The sequence below is a fragment of the Streptomyces sp. NPDC058051 genome (genome assembly GCF_042885475.1).
Taxonomy (GTDB): domain Bacteria; phylum Actinomycetota; class Actinomycetes; order Streptomycetales; family Streptomycetaceae; genus Streptomyces.
In genome coordinates this window covers 31,929-49,056 of the sequence record NZ_JBHVRW010000010.1, presented here as the reverse complement: position 1 = coordinate 49,056, position 17,128 = coordinate 31,929, and the positions used below count along the sequence as shown (strand labels likewise).

Sequence of the window (17,128 nt, the reverse complement as noted above, 5' to 3'; positions counted from 1 at the left end):
GGACCGGACCGTCGCGTCGTCACGCGCGCGTCTGCGCGGCGGCGCCGGACGTCTCCGTCGCCGGGCCCGGCCCGCCGTGGCCGGCGTGCGCGTGGGACCGGCCGTGGGAGGCTTCGCCGGGCTCCGGATGTGCATGGGTGTGCGCGGGGTGGCTCTGCCGGTCCATGACGGGCCGGTGGACCGGCGCGCCGTTCGCGACGGCCAGCGCCCGGTCGAGGAGCGCCCCGACGCCGGTACCGAGCCGGGCGGAGGTGAGGAGCACCTCCACACCGGGGTTGACCTGCTCGACGTGGGCGCGGAACGCGTCCTCGTCGAACTCCACGGCCTCGGCGATGTCCGTCTTGGTCACGAGAACCAGGTGCGCCAGCCCGAACGCGGTGGGGTACTTCAGCGGTTTGTCCTCGCCCTCGGTGACCGAGGCGAGGACGACCCTCAGCGATTCACCGAGGTCGTACGAGGCCGGGCAGACCAGGTTGCCGACGTTCTCCACGAACAGCAGCCGGGTGTCCTCGGGCAGCCACCCGTCGAGGTGGCCGCCGAGCATGTGGGCCTCCAGGTGGCAGAGTCCGTCGGTGAGCACCTGTTTGACCGGGGCGCCGGAGCGAGCCAGGCGTGTGGCGTCGTTCTCGGTCGCGAGGTCGGCGGTCAGGGCCGCGACGGGGACGCCCGTCTCGCGGGCCAGCACCAGTTCGCGTTCGAGGAGCGCCGTCTTTCCACTGCCCGGGCTGGAGAGCAGATTGACGACCGTGGTGCCCCGGGCGGCGAGTTCGGTGCGCAGGCGGTGCGCTGTCGTGTCGTTCTTCGCGAGTACCGCCTGCTGCAGATCGACCACACGGCACATGGTTCAACGCTCCTCGGAGATCGGTTCACGGGTTCGTTCGTGCGCGGGCGCCTCGTCCCAGTGGACGTCGGCGATCTGCAGCTCGCGCCCCGACAGCAGCTCCGCGGTGGCCTCGCCGCACCCGGGGCAGCACAGCAGCGGTGGCATTCCGACCGCCCATTCGTCCGCGCAGGGCACGCAGCGTGCGCGCGCCCGTACGGAGTCGATGACGAGCCCGGCACCCTCCAGCACGGTCCCGGCACAGGCCAGTTCGAAACAGAAGGAAAGTGCGTCGGGCACCACTCCGGCGAGTTCGCCGACCTGGAGCCGGACGGAGGTGACGGCGACGGCGCCACCGTCCCGGGCTGCTTCTTCCACCTGGCCGACGACGGCCATGGCGATGGACATCTCGTGCATGGGTCTCCGTCCTGCCCGGCTCATTAGACCGGGGGTCACGGCCGCCGTCGGCCCGGCTCGCCGACGCCGTACGGCACGTACGTCATTCGGTGCAGCCCGGGCCATTCCGCCTGAATGCCGTCACATGCACCGCATGCGCACGTAGCGTTTGATGTCGGGCAGTACCTGGGCCACGAGTGCGGCGAGGGCGGCGGCGAGGGCGCCGCCGATGATGATCTTCTTCATGACGGTGTTCGTCTCCTCAGTTCAGGGCCGGGCGGGCCGCCGACTGCGCGGCGGACGCGGCCCGTTCGTCGTCCCGCACCAGGCGCAGGACCATGTTCACGGCCTCCGGGACAGCGGCGGCCACGGAATCGCTCAGACCGATGCCTTCCTCGACGCAGCCGGGTTCGCACCCGACGACCAGAGTGCGTCTCGGGGGGACGCATCCCGTCCCGGCGCACAGCGTCTCCAGGAGGGCCAGGACCGCGTCCGGGGACATGCGGTGGCCGTCGAGCAGCGCTTCCTGCGGCTCGACCCGTCCCGGCCGGTCGGCCTCGATCAGATACAGCGTTCCCGGATCGCCGCCGCGCCGGGTGGCGTCGACGAGGACCAAGGTGTCGTATCCGTCGAGGAGTTGATAGGCGAGGTGGACTCCGCGTACGCCGATGTCCACGGCTTCGACGTGGCGGGGCAGGGATGGTGACGCCAGTCGTCGTACGGTCTCGACGCCGAAGCCGTCGTCGCCCAGGAAGACGTTCCCGACGCCCGCGACGAGAATCTTCGCTCTCTCCGCCGAGGCGGGTGTCATGCGTCCTCCAGAGGGGCGAGCTCGTCGGGCTGGAAGTACAGGAACCGCCCTTGTTCGCGCCGGATGTCCGCACCGGGGTCGCCCTCCACGGTGACCGCGAGGTGCACTCCTCCGTCCACGTCGTGGAGCACGGCTTCGACCAGGGCGCTGCGGCCGTGCAGAAAGAGGTCCTGGGCGTCGGTTCGGCGCAGGCCCGGGCGCAGGAGTACTCGGCTGCCGGCGCCCACCGGTCGGCCGTCGACCAGGACCCGGTCGCGCGCGGGGTCGGCGCTGTCGTCGCCCGCCGGATCCCACCACGGCCGGTCGGGCGGGACCAGGTCCCACTCGTCGGCCCCTTCCCGCGTGTGCGGGGATCCGTCCGGCAACACGGCCGCGGGCGCACCCGGTTCGGTGACGTCCCGCAGGGCCCGCACCGCACCGTGGAGCCGTTCCAGGACTTCAGGAGGCATCGAGTCGGCCAGGTCGATCACGGCGGCTGCCCGCTCGTCCGTCCCTCTCGCCTCACGTTTCTCCTGGTCCGTCAGGGCGGCCGTGCGCAGCGCGAGGATCTCGTCGATCTCCGTGGCGTCGTACAGCGCTCCGGGGCTCTCCGGGGCGATGGCGGGGTGGTCCTCAAGGATGATCGGGGACGAGAGGACGAGGTCCGCGCGGCCGGGCTCGCCGGCCAGTACGGGCCAGGTGTGCAGGTTCCGGCAGCCGGCGACCGCGCCCTTGGCCCACTCGGGAGGGTCCGTCATCGACAGGAACGAACCCGCGCTCAGGGCCAGGAGAAGGTGGGCGGCCACAAGTGACCTGGGCAGTGCGGCGTCCCGGTCGGTGTCGTCGTCCGGCGTCCAGGTGCCGGTGTTCTCCACGACTGCGGTGAGCCGCATCGCCCGGTAGGGGCCGTCGATCTCGGCGGCGGTCAGCCGTACCGCGCCACTGATCTCCTCGCAGCGGCGCACCAGGCGGCCCACGGTCCGGCCGTTCTCGTCGCGGACGGTCTCGTTCTCCTCGCGTGCCGGGCGGGTGAAGGGGAAGACGACGCCGTCGCCGGTCAGTTCGGCCACGTCGGCGAGCACGTCGACGCGCTCCTCCGCGCCCTCGTCCCAGGGGACCAGGACCCGGTCGGCGAGGTGGAGTTCGGGGACGGTCTCGAAGGTGCCGTCGTCACAGAGCCGCTGCACGATGCGCCGCTGCGCGTGCAGGAACCGGACCTCGGCCGCCAGAGTGGCGTCCGCCCTGGGTTCCATCAGGCACTCGGTGTGCTGGAAGTCGTGCTCTTCGGCAGCCGCCGCCCAGGCGGGTGGTACGAGTACGCCGAACTGCCAGCGAAGCCTGTTCTTGGCCGCCGACGCGCGGTACGGGTACAGGACGTAGCCCTCGAAGAGGACGGCGTCGGCGACGCCCCGGGCGGCTGCGAAACGGGCTTCCAGCGCGGGTGTGCGTGCGGAGGTGGTCATCGCGCCGTCCTCTCGGCGAGTGCGGCGAGCCCGGCGCCGGTGGATCCGTGGTCGGCCGGGCCCGGAGCGGTTGTCCCGGCTGCGTCGAGGAGCGCCCGGGCGGTCGCTTCCCAGGAGGGCAGGGCGTGCCGGGAGCGGAACGCGAGCAGTGCGTCCATCGTGTCGCGGGGCAGGCGGATCCAGCCGCACCCGGGAAAGTGCTGGTCGATCATCTCCCGCCACACCGCCACGGGCATGCGGAAGGGCGCCTCCAGGTCCCAGGGCACCGGCTGGACCCGAAAGCCGCCGGAACCGGTGAAGGCGGTGCCGGAGAAGAGCATGAGCAGGGGCACCTCGCCCTCGGTCAGTGCGTTCACGTACCGTGTCGCGGCGATGTCCAGGTCGTATGTGCACGGCACGACGACATCCGTCTCGGTCTCCCCGGTGAACGCGGGAACCATGGTCGACACCTGGGCGAACTGCACGGGTTGGAGTGTGCTGCCCCAGCGGGACCGCTCGCCGAACAGGTCCGTCAGGCCCTCGGCCTCCGCGGTTCCGTAGCCGCGCCGGGCCGGCTCGATGCGGATCTGGCACCGCAGGGCGAGCGCGTGTACACGCTCGTGCCCGGATGCGGTGATGCGCAGCCGGAAGACGAGAGTGGGTCCGGCGGCGTACGGGTCGGCGCGTACGCCGGTGCAGGTGAAGGTGAAGTCCGTCATGGTCGTCGCTTCCCCTCCGTCGCCCCGGCCCGGCGTCGGACGTGTTCGAAGAAGGCCTGGAGATCGGCGCGGGCCTCCGCTCCGCCGTCGAAGCCCTGCCAGAGCAGGCGCATGCGTCCCACCAGCTCGTAGCAGATGTCGATCGGTACCAGATAGCACTCGGTCCGGCCTTCGAAGCGGCGCAGCAGCAGTGCTTCCACGTCGGGTTCGAGCAGTTCGGAGAGGCGGCTGCCGCCGAGGACCGTCTGCCAGGTCGAGGGGTCGAGTTCACTCTCGGTGGCCCCGGCGGGGCTCGGGTACAGCGCGACCAGCCGGTCGAGTGAGGCGTTGCGGAAGAAGAAGGCGACGCTGACCGGGATCTGCAGGAGTTCCCAGGCGTTGTCGTCGAGACGGTGTTCATGGTCGGCGAGGTAGCGGTCCGGGACGCACAGGAACCTGCCGTGGGCGGCGCCGGGCCGTTCGAACAGCAGGGCGCACGGGATGCAGGCGCACGCCAGCGAACGTTGCTCGGTGTCCACCAGGTGCCGGTGGCCGCCCTCGGCCACCGGCACTCCGCAGAGTTCGCACCGCTCCTGGCGGGGCTCGGGCGGATCCACGAAGCGCCGCAGCGCGTGCACGCCCGAGGAGGGCGCGGGCCGTCCGGCCCGCGTCGTGGGCGCGCTCATGGCGTCCTGGCCGGGGCCGGGCGGGCGGCTGCCGGGCCTGCGGACGGGCGGGTTCCGATCTGGAGGAGTGCCGGTTCACCGGCGGCGGGGACCGGCTCCAGTTCGACCGCGGTCACCTCCGGGGCGAAGCAGGCCAGGGAGTTCTCGACGGACTGCGGCTGCGCCGACGCGCCGGCGCAGCCGCAGCCGCCCGTCTCGGCGGTCCGCAGGCGCAGGGTGCCCGTGTCCTCGTCGAAGGCGACCACCTCGACGGGGTCGGGAACGGCCGCGAGGGCCCGGCCGATGCGGGTGCCGGTGTCCTCGGGGTGCAGGCCGTGCAGGACCAGCAGGCTCGCCACGAGGTCGTCGCCCAGGAGCGCGTCCAGGGTGTCGCCGGTTGCCCGGCCGGGCGCTGCCCGGAGCCCGGCGAGGATCCGGTCCAGTCCGGCACCGTAGAAGTCCATCAGGACGCGTACCAGTTCCTCGGCCGCCGCGACGGCCTTGTGGTCACCGGACGCCGTCAGTTGCGCGAGCACCTCCTCGACACGGCGTCCGGCCTGCTCCGCGTCGATGCTCTTCGCCGCCGCATGCGTCGTCGCGCTCATCCGCCCAGTCCGCTCAGCCCGGTGGGCACATGCATCGTCTCGACGGTCCGGCCTCCGCCGACGTACATGTGGACGCCGCACGGGAGACAGGGATCGAAGCTGCGCACGGCGCGCATGATGTCGATGCCCTTGAAGTTCTCCGGCGGGTTCTCCTCGAAGATCGGCGTGTTCTGCACGGCGTCCTCGTAGGGTCCGGGTGTCCCGAAGCTGTCCCTGGTGCTGGCGTTCCACGGAGTGGGCGGGTACGGGTGGTAGTTGGCGATCTTGCCGTCCCTGATCACCATGTGGTGCGACAGCACACCGCGCACGGCCTCGGTGAATCCGACACCGATGCTCTCGTCCGGGACGTCGAACTTCTCCCAGGTCTGGGTACGTCCGGCGCGGACCTCTTCAAGTCCCTTCTCGGCGCAGTGCAGCGCGACCGCGGCCGCGTACGCCTGGAAGTACGTGCGGGCGCGGTTGCGCTCCAGTGCGTTGCTCCACTTCGGGATCTTCCACTCGAAGGTGGTCTCGGGCTTGGTCATCGTGCGCGGCAGGTTGATGACGACGCTGTGGCCGGTGGCCTTGACGTAGCCGATGTCGACGAGTCCGGACAGTGCGGTGGACCACAGGCGGGCGAGGGGGCCACCACCGGTGTCCAGGGCCAGATGGTCCTTGCCGTCGAACCAGCGCGGCGACATCACCCAGCTGTACTTGTCGTCGAAGTTCCGCTTCTGCGGTGCGGGGATGGTGTGCTGGTTCCACGGATGGCGGGGGTCGACCGGGTTGCCGAGCGGGTCGTGGGTGACGAACTGCTCCTTGCCCTGCCAGTCGTCGTAGTACGAACTGCCCAGCAGGATCCGGATGCCGAGGTTGATCTCGGTCAGGTCGTTGGTGACGAGTTTGCCGTCCACGATCACGCCGGGGGTGACGAACATCTTCCGCCCCCACTCGCTCATGTTGGCGTACGTGAAGTCGCAGTGCTCGGGGTCGTTGAGCGCTCCCCAGCAGCCGAGCAGCACCCGCCGGCGGCCGACCTCCTCGTATCCGGGCAGGGCCTCGTAGAAGAAGTCGAAGAGGTCGTCGTGCAGGGGCACGACCCGCTTCATGAACTCCACGTACCGCGTGAGGCGGCTGAGGTAGTCCGTGAAGAGCTGGACGGAGGCGACCGTGCCCACACCGCCCGGGTAGAGCGTGGAGGGGTGCACATGACGCCCCTCCATCAGGCAGAACATCTCCCGCGTGTAGCGGCTCACCTGGAGGGCCTCGCGGTAGAACTCGCCCTCGATGGGGTTGAGCGATCGCATGATGTCGGCGATCGTGCGGTAACCGTGCTCTCCGGCGTGCGGTGCCTCGGTGCGCTCGGCGAGTTCCAGGACCCCGGGATTCGTCTCGCGGACCATCTTCTCGCAGTAGTCCACCCCGACCAGGTTCTCCTGGAAGATGTTGTGGTCGAACATGTACTCCGCGGACTCGCCGAGGTTGATGATCCACTCCCCGAGGTGCGGGGGCTTCACTCCGTACGCCATGTTCTGCGCGTACACGGAACACGTGGCGTGGTTGTCGCCGCAGATCCCGCAGATGCGGCTGGTGATGAAGTGGGCGTCCCGGGGGTCCTTGCCCCGCATGAAGACGCTGTAGCCGCGGAAGACCGAGGAGGTGCTGTAGCACTCCGCGACCCGTTTCTGCTTGAAGTCGATCTTCGTGTGGATGCCGAGACTGCCCACGATCCGGGTGATCGGATCCCAGGCCATCTCCACCAGGCCGCTGCCGTTTCCGGCCGCTTTGGTCGTCGGTGCCATCGTGTGTTCCGTTGCCCTTCTGAGAAGCGTGAGGTGGGGTCGTCACCGGGAGGTGCGGGGTGCGGCGGATGTCCTGGGACGGTTCACCACGGGGACCGGTAGCCGGTGGTCAGCCGGTCCTTCTTGTGCCGCCACTTCGGCTCCTTGTCCACGGTCCTGCCCGTGATCTCCCGGAGCCTGCGGATGGCCGCGCCGTACACGCCGCTCGCGGTGGCGGACACCTTGGCGCCCGGCGGTTCGTCCATGAACGGCATGAACTTGTCGGGGAAGCCGGGCATGGTGCAGGCGATACAGATGCCGCCGACGTTCGGGCAGCCTCCGATGCCGTTCATCCAGCCGCGCTTGGGTACGTTGCACTTGACGACGGGGCCCCAGCAGCCGAGCTTGACCAGGCATTGGGGCGAGTCGTACGTCGTGGCGAACTGGCCCTGCTCGTAGTAGCCGGCGCGGTCGCATCCCTCGTGCACCGTGGCTCCGAACAGCCAGGTCGGACGGAGTTTGTCGTCGAGGGGAATCATCGGTGCGGATCCCGCCGCCTGGTACAGCAGGTAGGTCAGGGTCTCCGAGAAGTTGTCCGGCTGGATCGGGCAGCCCGGTACGCAGACGATCGGGATCCCGGCCTTCGACTTCCAGTCCCAGCCGAGGTAGTCGGGCACGCCCATGGCGCCGGTCGGGTTGCCGGCCATCGCGTGGATACCGCCGTAGGTGGCGCATGTTCCGATGGCGACGACGGCCAGGGCCTTGGGTGCCAGCCGGTCGATCCACTCGCTGGTGGTGATCGGCTGGCCGGTCTCCGGATTGTCGCCGAAGCCGCACCAGTAGCCCTCCGGCTTGATCGTCTCGTTCGGGACGGATCCTTCGACGACCAGGACGAAGGGGTCGATCTCGCCTCGCTCGCCCTTGAAGAACCACTCGATGAACGTGTCCGCGCCGCCCACGGGGCCGCATTCGAAGTCAATCAGGGGCCAGTGGACCTCGATCTTGGGCAGCCCGGGCAGCGCGCCGGTCACGATCTCCTCGATGCTCGGCTGCATCGCGGCGGTCAGGGCCACCGAGTCCCCGTCACAGCTCAGCCCCGCGTTGATCCAGAGGATGTGGATCGGGGACTCTTCTCCGGTGTCCGCGGCAGATGTGTCCACGGTGTTCGACGTTGCTGCATCCATGAGGATGCCTCCCTGGAAAGAGACATACGAAGGCCGATATATCGACCCTCACTGTTCTTCGTAGCAAGCGCTCGGGACGCGTGCGTCATCGTGCGCCGCCAGTGCGGTGACACCGGTCCTCCGGGCGGGCGGCTCCCCCGCGGGTGCGCCGGTCGCGCCCCGGACCAGGTGCGCCGGGCTGCCCGACGGCGGTTCCTTGAGCACGAACGCGCGCCGCAGCGCGTGATAGGACGACCCCGGATCGAAGAAGGTGCGCCGCATCTCGGCCAGCTCCTGTTCCCGGTACGAGGCCAGGGGCCTGCGTGCCTCGTCCCGGTCCCGTTCGCTCTTCTTCGCCGCGATCCGGGTGTCCGCCGCGGGCGACGCGGCGAGCCGGGATGCCAGCCGGGTCACCTCGCCCGCGAACGCCTGCGCGTCGCAGTCGACCGTCCGGTCGGCCAGACCGAGCCGCACCGCGGTCGCGGCGCTGACCGGGAGCGCCTTGCCGGTGAGGCGCTCCGCGACCGCGGTCCCGAGCCGGCGCGGCAGTGTGTAGGTCCAGTACTCGGAGCCGTACAGCCCCATCAGGCGGTAGTGCGGGTTGAGCACGGCCCCCGAACGGCACCAGACCTCGTCCGCGGCGAGGGCGAGCATCACCCCGCCCGCGGCCGCGTTGCCGCTCACGGCGGAGATGACCAGCCGGTCGGTCGTGGTCAGCACGGCCTCCACGAGGTCGTCCATGGCGTTGATGTTGGCCCAGGACTCCTCGGCGGGGTCGGCGGCGGCCTCGATGACATTGAGGTGGATGCCGTTGGAGAAGAAGTCCCTGCCGCCTCCCAGCACCAGCACCGACGTGGGCCGTCGGCAGGCGAACCGGTAGGCGTCGTGCAGGCGTCGGCACTGCTCCGTGCTCATCGCACCGCCGGGGAAGGAGAACGAGAGAAAACCGGCCCGTCCCTCCTCCCGGTAGTCGATGTCGCTCCAGCCACGCCGGGTCGGCTCCTCGTACGGCGCGGGACTCTCCGGCAGTGAGGGCAGTCGCCCGGCGAGGGCCGTCGCGGCGGGCAGTTTGAACGTCGCGGGCCCATGAGGTGCGCGCCGGGGGCGGAGTTCGGGGATCCACACGGCGCCGTCGGTCGTCGCCCGGCAGACGGCACCTGCCCGGATGGCGATCAACTCGCCAGGGATTCCCCGCAGTTCGTACTCCGGGTGTCCACCGTGCAGAAACCACTCGGCCCCGAGCAGTTCGTCGCGCACACCGGGCTGGGAGTCGGCGGCGCGCAGCTTGCGCAGGACGGTTTCCGTGGAGTCCGACTGCCAGTCGACGCGGCGTTGTTCCTGCCGGAGGTACGGCCGGGTACGGATCGGGAGTTCCTCGTCCCCGCCGGTCTGCGGACGGGGGACGTACGTACCCGAGGCGTAACGCTCGACGGCGAGGTGCACGGCCCGCGACGCGGCGTCGGAGACCTCGTTGCGGTAGAGGTCGCTCTTGCCCACTGGGGCCACCGGGAAGGCCGCCGAGGCCCAGATGTCCCCGGCGTCCATCTCCTGGCCGGCCTGAAGGACCGTCACTCCCCAGGTTTCCGCGCCCTCCTGGATGGCCCGGTCGAGGGAGGAGGGCCCGCGGTCGCCCGGAGGACCGGGGTGGACGACGAGACAGGTGTGAGCCACCCACACGTCCCGGGGAATGGCGGTCTTCAGCAGGGGGGCGAGAATGAGGTCGGGTGCGCACGCGCGCACCGCCCGCCGCAGTGAGGCGTCGCGAGCGGACGCGTCCGGAGCTGTGAGCTCCACCGACACGGCGTGGCCGCGGTCCCTCAGCTCGGCATGAACACGCTGAGTGAGGCTGTTGAACGCGCTCGCAACGAGCAGAATGTGCACGGCAGTCTCCCAACGACGGGCCGGTCCGGCTGCCAGCGATGGTGGGCCGCGGCCGGGTGACTCCCTCGGCAACCGGCCGCGGAGTCACCCGAAAGCGAACGCGTCCGCGACCACTCAGTGGAACCCGGGCGCCGAGCACCGCCTCCGGCATGCCGCGACGAACCGGACGGCGCCCGGCACGGAGCCGGGCGTCCGACGAGAGCCCGGCCACACCTCCGTCCGGCGACGGCCCGGTCACGCCCCCCGTCGCCCCCTCCGACGCAGACCGGTCACATCCCCGTCGCCCCCGCCCGAAGCAGCCCGGCCACATCCCCATCGCAGCCGTCCGGGGCCGGACCGCACGACCCGCCCGTGCGGCCTGTTATCTTTACGTGACTTCGGACCGCAACTCTCGGTCACCCTTTGGCCTTTGCTGTGCCGGAGTCGGCAAGGGGGAGCGCGTGGGCCGCCTGAGGGCGTTTCGGTCCGATCAGCAGCCGCACGGCCTGAACTGAACCTGGGGACGCACATGGCACACAACGGCCGAGACGCATGACACCGCCGCACTCCCGGCGGAGAAGGGTGTCCGCGGGGCCCGGGGAGGGCCGGCCCTGACAGCGCTCGGCGGCGGACGATCAAAGACCACTACACGTGTACGGGCACGGTCATAGTCTGCGGCCGGCCCGGCCTGTCATGGCTGGACGGAATGACACAGCGCACTTTATTGGGCAGAACGAGGCGGGCCGCTCGGGCGGTGCTGAGCCTCGCGACGGAACACCGGAACCGGGCGGAGCGACCACGCCCACGTCTGCCACGCAAGCCGGACTATCCCCGCGCGGGCCGGCGCGGCTGGCGAAGATGGGTGCCCTCGTGGCGACTGGTCGCGGGATCGTTCCTGATATGCGTCGCCACACTGACGGCCGTGGTGGGCATCGCCTACGCGCGCACCGACATCCCCGACGACCTCAACGCGTTCGCCACCCAGCAGGACACCGTCTACTACTGGGCCGACGGCACTCCCCTGGCACGTACGGGCTGGGTGCGCCGCCAGGAGATGCCGCTGTCGAAGATTCCCGACGACGTCCGATGGGCCGTACTGGCGGCCGAGAACGCCGACTTCTACACGGACCACGGGATATCGACGCAGGGAATCACCCGCGCGCTGTGGCGCACGGTGAGCGACGGCGACACCCAGGGCGGGTCGACCATCACCCAGCAGTACGTCAAGAACGTCTACCTCTCGCAGGACCGCTCCTTCACCCGCAAGTTCACCGAGATGCTGCTCGCGGTCAAGCTCGACCGCCACATGAGCAAGGACAAGATCCTGGAGAACTACCTCAACACCAGCTGGTTCGGCCGCGGCACCTACGGTCTCCAGCGCGCCGCCCAGGCCTACTACGGCAAGGAGGTGACCCAACTCGACGCCAGCGAGGGGGCGTTCCTCGCCTCACTGTTGAAGGGTGCCTCGCTCTACGATCCCGCCGTCAGCTCCCGCAACCATGAGCGTGCCGTGGAGCGATGGCGGTGGACGCTGGACCGCATGGTGTCGATCGGCCGGCTGAGCCCGGCCGAGCGGGCCCGCTACACCACTTTCCCCGAGCCGAAGCCGCCTCGCAGCCCGAACAGCACGGCCGGACAGGACGGTTATCTCGTTCAGCTCGCCGAGTCGTACGCCAAGCGTGCGGGGCACATCTCCGACGCACGCTTCGACCTCGGCGGCTACCAGATCTACACGACGTTCGAGAAGCCGCGGATGACCGCCCTCACCAAGGCCGTGAAGGAGGCGCGCGGCACCCTGGATCCCGAGCGGCGCGCGGCGGACCGCCATGCCCGTTTCGGGGCCGCGTCCGTCGCCGCGGACGGCCGGATCCTCGCCGTGTACGGCGGGCCGGACTTCGAGCGGCAGGCCTTCAACGAATCCAACGCGGGCACCGTCCCGGCCGGTACGGCGTTCGCGCCGTTCGTCTACGCCGCAGCCCTGCAGCACGGCGTCTCACGCAAGCGCGACGGCCCCCGGAGCACGGTCACGCCCTCGACCCTGTACGACGGTGATGACGACATCCCGGTCATGACGCCCGAAGGGCCCTACTGGGACCGCAGCGGCAAGATGGTGAAGGGACAGAACGAGGGCGACCGGTCCTACGGCCGCATCAGTCTGCACGAGGCCATGGCGAGGTCCGTGGACTCCCCCTTCCTCCAGCTCGGCATGGACGTGGGACTGAAGCAGGTACGCCGTACGGCCGAGGCGGCCGGACTGCTGCCGTCGAGTTTCGGTCCGCCCGTTCCCGCGTTCTCGATGGGCAACTCCACACCGAGCGCGATCCGCATGGCGGATGCGTACGGCATGTTCGCGGCCCACGGCCTGCACACCGATCCGTACTCGGTACGCAAGGTCACGCACAACGGCGAACCGGTCCGGCTGGACCTGCCGCGGGCGAAGCGCGCCGTGCGCTCCGCCGTCGCCGACGCGGTCACCGAAGCGCTCGTACGGCCCAGCAGAAGAAGCAGTCCCACCTCCACACCGGTCGCCGCCAGGACCGGCACCACGGAGGACGACACCGCGCGCTGGTACGCGGGTTACGACCGGACCGTGTCCACGGCCGTGGTCGTGTACCGCATGGACCTGACGAAGGGCCTGGCGCCCCTTCCCCTGAAAGGGCTCGGCGGCGACTCGGCGGCCGGCAAGGACCTCGCGTCCCGCATATGGAACGCGTACACGGAAGCGGTGACGCAGTGACAGAAACCCGAGCGGGAAACGCCGTTCGCCGCTTACGGGCCCGCCTGACACCCCGCGTCGCCCTGGGTGCGGCGGCATGCCTGGTCGCCTCGGGTTCCGCCGCGGCGCTCCTCCTGCCGACGTCGGACGATTCCCCGGACGGCCGGACTCCGCGGCCGGGCGCCGGCACCGTCGCCGCACCGACCCCCACGGCCCGGGAACACCGCGGGAGTGGCGGAGAGAAGGCGGACGAGGAGAAGTGGGACGGGAAGGTCAGGATTCTGGGGGACGGTTCCACCTCCTACACCGGGCCGCAACCGGAACAGTTGAAGGCCGAGCGGCTGAAACCGGGTGAGAAGCCGCCCCAGTTCGTGGTGTTCTCGTGGGACGGCGCGCTGGAGGGCGACGACCACCTGTTCTCGCGGTTCCGCCGTGCGGCGAAGGAGAGCAAGGCGCACATGACGTTCTTCCTCACCGGCATCTACCTTCTCCCGAAGGAGAAGAGGAACCTCTACGAGCCGCCGCAGCACGAGCCCGGAGCGGCCGCGATCTCGTACCCGACGCGCGAACACATCCGCATGACGCTGGAACAGCTCGGCGGCGCCTGGCGGGAGGGCAATGAGATCGGCTCCCACTTCAACGGCCACTTCTGCGAGAAGAAGGGCGGTGGGGACTGGAGCGAGGACGAATGGACGAGCGAGATCGACCAGTTCTACTCCTTCGTGCAGAACTGGAAGACGAACACGGGCTTCAAGGACCTCGACCCCCTGCCCTTCGACCCCACCCGCGAGATCGTCGGCGGGCGCGCGCCCTGCCTCGAAGGCCAGAAGACACTTCTGCCGGCGACCAGGCCCTTCGGCTGGCGCTACGACGCGAGTTCTCCGGGGGACTTCCAGGTCTGGCCGTCCAAGAAGGACGGCGTCTGGAATCTCCCGCTGCAGATGCTCCCGTTCCCCGGCAAGGACTTCCAGGTCCTTTCCATGGACTTCAACTTCCTCTACAACCAGTCCGGCGGCAGCACCGAGGGCGACCCCGCGCTTTACCGGACGTGGCGCGAAGAGGCGCGGGATTCGTACATCGCCGGATTCGAGCGGGTGTTCAACGGCAGCCGGGCGCCCCTGTTCATCGGGAATCACTTCGAGGACTGGAACGGAGGGATCTACATGGATGCCGCCGAGGACACCATGCGCGAGGTCTGCCCGCGCAAGGAGGTGCGCTGTGTGTCCTTCCGCGAACTGACCGACTGGCTCGACGCGCAGGACCCCGACCTTCTCGCCCAGTGGCGGACACTCGACCCCGCGCAGCCGCCGAGCTGGAAGCAGTAGGCGGACGGCACACGATGCCGGGCCCCCGCCCGGAACGACTCGCCCGGCATGGCGTGCCGTTCACGGCCGGGGGCTCCACTCCGCGGTGTGCGCGGACGTGGCCGGTGCCCGCGTCAGTGCGCCTTCTCGACGAACTCCGTGGTGTACGTCTTGGCGAGGTCCACCTTCGCGTTCTTCAGGTTCGGGTTGAATGCCTTCAGGACCCGCTCGACGGTGGCGGGGCCGTCCGCCGGCATGACGCCGTCCGTGGTGAACATGGGCAGCGTGCTCTTGATCGCCTCCGCGTAGAGTTCCTTGCCGCCGCCCTGGGCGTAGTCGGCGGGCATCTTCGCGGCGATCTCGTCGGCGCTGTGGGTGGACATCCACTTCAGGGTCTTGACGAAGGCGTTGGCCAGCTTCTGCACGGTGTCCTTGTGGCTGTTGACCCACTCGGTCTGCATGTAGAGGCTGGAGGACGGGTAGAGCCCGCCGAGCGCCTGCCGGGAGCCCTCGGGGGTCCGCATGTCGATGAGGATCTTGCCGAGCTTCTTGTCCAGGATGGTGGCAACCGTCGGGTCCGTGGTCATGCCGCCCTGGATGGAGCCCTGCTGGAGGGCGGAGATGAACGTCTGCCCGGCTCCGACGGCCACGGGCGTGAATTCGCTCGTCTGCACACCGTTGCTCACGGCGAGGTACTTCGTCAGGAAGTCGGTCGAGGAGCCGAGGCCCGTCACACCGAGCTTCTTGCCCTTGAAGTCCTTGGCCGACCTGACCTCGCCCTCGGCCTTGTTGGAGACGATCTCGACCTCGCCCGGCGCCTGGGAGAACTGGACGACCGACTCGACCTGCTTGCCCTTCACCTGGAGGTCGAGGGTGTGGTCGTAGAAGCCCACCGTGCCCTGCACGTCACCGGAGACGAGTGCGGTCTCGGCCTGGACGCCCGCGGGCTCGGTGAGGAGCTGGACCGACACTCCCTCCTCCTTGAAGTAGCCGAGCCGCTCGGTCAGCATCGCGGGCAGGTAGATGACCTTGTCCAGGCCGCCGACCATGATCTTGACCTTGTCGTTCTTGCCACCGGAGGTGGAGTCGCCGCCGCAGGCGGTCAGGCTGGTCAGGGCGAGTGCGCCGGCGACCGCGACGGCCGAGATCCGGGTGGATGTACGCATCTGATTCACGTCCTTGTGAAGAAAAGTCGGGTGTGCGGGGGCAGACGTCAGCGGTCGGTTCCGGCCTCGGCCGGCTTCCAGCGGAAGAGCCGCTTTTCGAGGAAGGTCAGCAGCCCTTCGGCCAGCAGGGCGACGACGGCGAGGATGACCATCGCGGCGTAGACACCGGCTGCGTTGAACGTGCCCTGGGAGGCGGCGACCAGCAGCCCGAGTCCCTTGGTGGCACCGATGTACTCACCGACGATGGCGCCGATGAGCGCGAAGCCGAAGCTCACATGGAGGCTGGTGAAGATCCATGACGTGGCCGAGGGGATGACCACCTGAAGCGTGACCTGACGGTTGCTGGCGCCGAGGATGCGGGAGTTGGCGACCAGATTGCGGTCGACCTCCCTGGCCCCCTGGAAGGCGTTGAAGAAGACGGGGAAGAACACGAGCACCACCGCGGAGGCGACCTTCGAGGCCGGGCCGAGGCCGAACCAGATGAGGAAGATCGGTGCGAGCACGATGCGCGGCAGAGCGTTGAGCACCTTGATGTACGGCCCGAGGACATCGGCGGCGAACCGCACCCGGCCCAGCGCGATTCCGAGCAGCACACCCGCGATCACACCGATGACCCAGCCGAGCAGCGCTTCGTAGAGCGTGTACCAGACCTGCTCCCACAGCGAGCCCTGGGCGGTGCCGTCCACGACCCAGGTACGGATCTGGTCCCAGATCTTCGACGGCATCGAGAAGTTGAAGGGGTCGATGACCGCGGTCCTGGCCAGCCACTCCCAGAGCCCGATGACCGCCAGGAGCACCGCGACGCGGCTCCCGAGCACCAGGTACGTGCGGTTCCGGGCGGCGCGCGCCCGGGCCCGGGTCCGTTCGGACCCGGTGACGGCGGAACCCGCGGTGACGGTTTCAGGCGACATTGACGGCACCCCTCTCGCGGGTGATGCGGACCTCTTCACCGAGTGAGGACCAGATCTCCCGGTAGATCTCGATGAACCGGGGCTCCAGACGCACCTGCTCGACCTTGCGGGGGCGGGGCAGGTCGATCTCGAAGACCTCCTTGACCGTGGCCGGCCCCGCGGTCATGACGACGACCTTGTCGGCCAGCGCGATGGACTCCTCCAGGTCGTGCGTGACGAAGACGACGGAGGCCCCGGTGCCGGCCCAGAGCTCCAGCAGTTCGTCCGACATCAGGGCCCTGGTCTGCACGTCCAGGGCGGAGAAGGGTTCGTCCATGAGCAGGATCTCGGGGTCGTTGACGAACGTGGCCGCGAGGGCGACCCGCTTGCGCTGACCGCCGGAAAGCTGGTGGGGATAGCGGTCCTCGAAGGAGGACAGTCCGACCCGGGCGAGCCACTCCCTGGCCCGCTCCTTCGCCTCGGTCTTCGGCACACCGCGGAAGCGGGGGCCGGCCATGACGTTGGACAGCACGGTCCGCCAGGGGAAGACCGCGTCCTGCTGGAAGACGAATCCGACCTTGTCGCCGATGCCGCGCACCGGCTCCCCGCCCACCAGGACCTCCCCTTCCGTGGGCTCCTCCAGGCCGCTGACGAGTGTCAGAGTGGTCGACTTGCCGCATCCGGTGGGGCCCACCACGGCGACGAACTCACCGCGTCCGATCGTGAGGTCCAGTTCCCGTACGGCGGTGTGGAGCGCCCCCGACGGGGTCCGGAACGCTTTGCTCGCCCCCCGCAGCTCGATGGCGGGGCTTGTTTCGCTTTTCATGGAGCGGGACGCTAGGTGCGGCCCGCG

16 protein-coding genes are annotated in these 17,128 nt (G+C 69.7%); 2 read left to right on the top strand and 14 right to left on the bottom strand.

Features of this window, described 5'->3' with window-relative positions; genetic code table 11:
- Nucleotides 1–19: 19 nt before the first annotated feature.
- The 11 genes from hypB to ACFVUT_RS17675 all read right to left on the bottom strand — a co-directional run bounded on the left by hypB (nucleotide 20) and on the right by ACFVUT_RS17675 (nucleotide 10,220).
- Nucleotides 20–841 carry a hydrogenase nickel incorporation protein HypB gene (gene hypB, locus ACFVUT_RS17725; protein WP_389649748.1) on the bottom strand — a complete coding sequence of 274 codons (822 nt, stop codon included), beginning with the start codon at nucleotides 839–841 and terminating at the stop codon, nucleotides 20–22.
- 3 nt (nucleotides 842–844) lie between these two features.
- Nucleotides 845–1,237, bottom strand: a complete 393-nt coding sequence (gene hypA / locus ACFVUT_RS17720; protein WP_389649751.1) for a hydrogenase maturation nickel metallochaperone HypA — start codon at nucleotides 1,235–1,237, stop codon at nucleotides 845–847.
- Between the two features lie 120 nt (nucleotides 1,238–1,357).
- Complete coding sequence (locus tag ACFVUT_RS17715) at nucleotides 1,358–1,462, bottom strand: DUF6893 family small protein (protein WP_389649753.1); 105 nt, start codon at nucleotides 1,460–1,462, stop codon at nucleotides 1,358–1,360.
- Between the two features lie 16 nt (nucleotides 1,463–1,478).
- Entirely contained in the window at nucleotides 1,479–2,027 is a 549-nt protein-coding gene (locus ACFVUT_RS17710; RefSeq protein WP_389649756.1) for a hydrogenase maturation protease, read from the bottom strand.
- A complete protein-coding gene (locus ACFVUT_RS17705) occupies nucleotides 2,024–3,469 on the bottom strand; it encodes a hypothetical protein (RefSeq protein WP_389649759.1) in 1,446 nt (481 codons plus the stop codon). The genes ACFVUT_RS17710 and ACFVUT_RS17705 overlap by 4 nt, the downstream gene beginning before the upstream one ends.
- Nucleotides 3,466–4,167 (bottom strand): DUF6084 family protein, encoded by a 702-nt coding sequence (locus tag ACFVUT_RS17700; RefSeq protein WP_389649762.1) that lies wholly within the window; start codon nucleotides 4,165–4,167, stop codon nucleotides 3,466–3,468. Before ACFVUT_RS17700 ends, ACFVUT_RS17705 begins: the two co-directional genes overlap by 4 nt.
- Nucleotides 4,164–4,832, bottom strand: a complete 669-nt coding sequence (locus ACFVUT_RS17695) for a DUF5947 family protein (RefSeq protein WP_389649765.1) — start codon at nucleotides 4,830–4,832, stop codon at nucleotides 4,164–4,166. The genes ACFVUT_RS17700 and ACFVUT_RS17695 overlap by 4 nt, the downstream gene beginning before the upstream one ends.
- Nucleotides 4,829–5,416 (bottom strand): hypothetical protein, encoded by a 588-nt coding sequence (locus tag ACFVUT_RS17690; protein WP_389649768.1) that lies wholly within the window; start codon nucleotides 5,414–5,416, stop codon nucleotides 4,829–4,831. Before ACFVUT_RS17690 ends, ACFVUT_RS17695 begins: the two co-directional genes overlap by 4 nt.
- The gene (locus tag ACFVUT_RS17685; RefSeq protein ID WP_389649771.1) at nucleotides 5,413–7,197 is read right to left on the bottom strand and encodes a nickel-dependent hydrogenase large subunit; all 1,785 of its coding nucleotides are present in this window, start codon (nucleotides 7,195–7,197) and stop codon (nucleotides 5,413–5,415) included. The genes ACFVUT_RS17690 and ACFVUT_RS17685 overlap by 4 nt, the downstream gene beginning before the upstream one ends.
- An 83-nt stretch (nucleotides 7,198–7,280) precedes the next feature.
- Nucleotides 7,281–8,360: a hydrogenase expression protein HypE gene (locus ACFVUT_RS17680; RefSeq protein WP_389649775.1), complete on the bottom strand. Its 1,080-nt coding sequence runs from the start codon at nucleotides 8,358–8,360 to the stop codon at nucleotides 7,281–7,283.
- A 48-nt stretch (nucleotides 8,361–8,408) separates the two neighbouring features.
- On the bottom strand, nucleotides 8,409–10,220 hold the full coding sequence (locus ACFVUT_RS17675; protein ID WP_389649778.1) for a hydrogenase maturation protein: 1,812 nt from the start codon (nucleotides 10,218–10,220) through the stop codon (nucleotides 8,409–8,411).
- A 685-nt stretch (nucleotides 10,221–10,905) separates the two neighbouring features.
- Between ACFVUT_RS17675 and ACFVUT_RS17670 the strand changes: the two genes are divergently transcribed.
- The gene (locus ACFVUT_RS17670) at nucleotides 10,906–12,936 is read left to right on the top strand and encodes a transglycosylase domain-containing protein (protein ID WP_389649781.1); all 2,031 of its coding nucleotides are present in this window, start codon (nucleotides 10,906–10,908) and stop codon (nucleotides 12,934–12,936) included.
- Entirely contained in the window at nucleotides 12,933–14,240 is a 1,308-nt protein-coding gene (locus tag ACFVUT_RS17665; RefSeq protein ID WP_389649785.1) for a hypothetical protein, read from the top strand. The genes ACFVUT_RS17670 and ACFVUT_RS17665 overlap by 4 nt, the downstream gene beginning before the upstream one ends.
- Before the next feature lie 113 nt (nucleotides 14,241–14,353).
- Here the strand turns inward: ACFVUT_RS17665 and ACFVUT_RS17660 are convergent, their stop codons facing one another.
- Genes ACFVUT_RS17660 through ACFVUT_RS17650 form a run of 3 tightly spaced genes read right to left on the bottom strand, consistent with a single transcriptional unit; the run spans nucleotide 14,354 to nucleotide 17,101 of the window.
- Nucleotides 14,354–15,385: an ABC transporter substrate-binding protein gene (locus ACFVUT_RS17660; RefSeq protein ID WP_389649788.1), complete on the bottom strand. Its 1,032-nt coding sequence runs from the start codon at nucleotides 15,383–15,385 to the stop codon at nucleotides 14,354–14,356.
- Nucleotides 15,386–15,432: 47 nt separating this feature from the next.
- Entirely contained in the window at nucleotides 15,433–16,296 is an 864-nt protein-coding gene (locus ACFVUT_RS17655; protein ID WP_389649791.1) for an ABC transporter permease, read from the bottom strand.
- On the bottom strand, nucleotides 16,286–17,101 hold the full coding sequence (locus ACFVUT_RS17650; protein WP_389649794.1) for an ABC transporter ATP-binding protein: 816 nt from the start codon (nucleotides 17,099–17,101) through the stop codon (nucleotides 16,286–16,288). The genes ACFVUT_RS17655 and ACFVUT_RS17650 overlap by 11 nt, the downstream gene beginning before the upstream one ends.
- Nucleotides 17,102–17,128 lie beyond the last annotated feature (27 nt).

Coding starts and splice junctions, on each gene's coding strand:
- hypB (WP_389649748.1), bottom strand. CDS start 841: ATGTGCCGTGTGGTCGATCTGCAGCAGGCGGTACTCGCGAAGAACGAC.
- hypA (WP_389649751.1), bottom strand. CDS start 1,237: ATGCACGAGATGTCCATCGCCATGGCCGTCGTCGGCCAGGTGGAAGAA.
- ACFVUT_RS17715 (WP_389649753.1), bottom strand. CDS start 1,462: ATGAAGAAGATCATCATCGGCGGCGCCCTCGCCGCCGCCCTCGCCGCA.
- ACFVUT_RS17710 (WP_389649756.1), bottom strand. CDS start 2,027: ATGACACCCGCCTCGGCGGAGAGAGCGAAGATTCTCGTCGCGGGCGTC.
- ACFVUT_RS17705 (WP_389649759.1), bottom strand. CDS start 3,469: ATGACCACCTCCGCACGCACACCCGCGCTGGAAGCCCGTTTCGCAGCC.
- ACFVUT_RS17700 (WP_389649762.1), bottom strand. CDS start 4,167: ATGACGGACTTCACCTTCACCTGCACCGGCGTACGCGCCGACCCGTAC.
- ACFVUT_RS17695 (WP_389649765.1), bottom strand. CDS start 4,832: ATGAGCGCGCCCACGACGCGGGCCGGACGGCCCGCGCCCTCCTCGGGC.
- ACFVUT_RS17690 (WP_389649768.1), bottom strand. CDS start 5,416: ATGAGCGCGACGACGCATGCGGCGGCGAAGAGCATCGACGCGGAGCAG.
- ACFVUT_RS17685 (WP_389649771.1), bottom strand. CDS start 7,197: ATGGCACCGACGACCAAAGCGGCCGGAAACGGCAGCGGCCTGGTGGAG.
- ACFVUT_RS17680 (WP_389649775.1), bottom strand. CDS start 8,360: ATGGATGCAGCAACGTCGAACACCGTGGACACATCTGCCGCGGACACC.
- ACFVUT_RS17670 (WP_389649781.1), top strand. CDS start 10,906: ATGACACAGCGCACTTTATTGGGCAGAACGAGGCGGGCCGCTCGGGCG.
- ACFVUT_RS17660 (WP_389649788.1), bottom strand. CDS start 15,385: ATGCGTACATCCACCCGGATCTCGGCCGTCGCGGTCGCCGGCGCACTC.
- ACFVUT_RS17655 (WP_389649791.1), bottom strand. CDS start 16,296: ATGTCGCCTGAAACCGTCACCGCGGGTTCCGCCGTCACCGGGTCCGAA.
- ACFVUT_RS17650 (WP_389649794.1), bottom strand. CDS start 17,101: ATGAAAAGCGAAACAAGCCCCGCCATCGAGCTGCGGGGGGCGAGCAAA.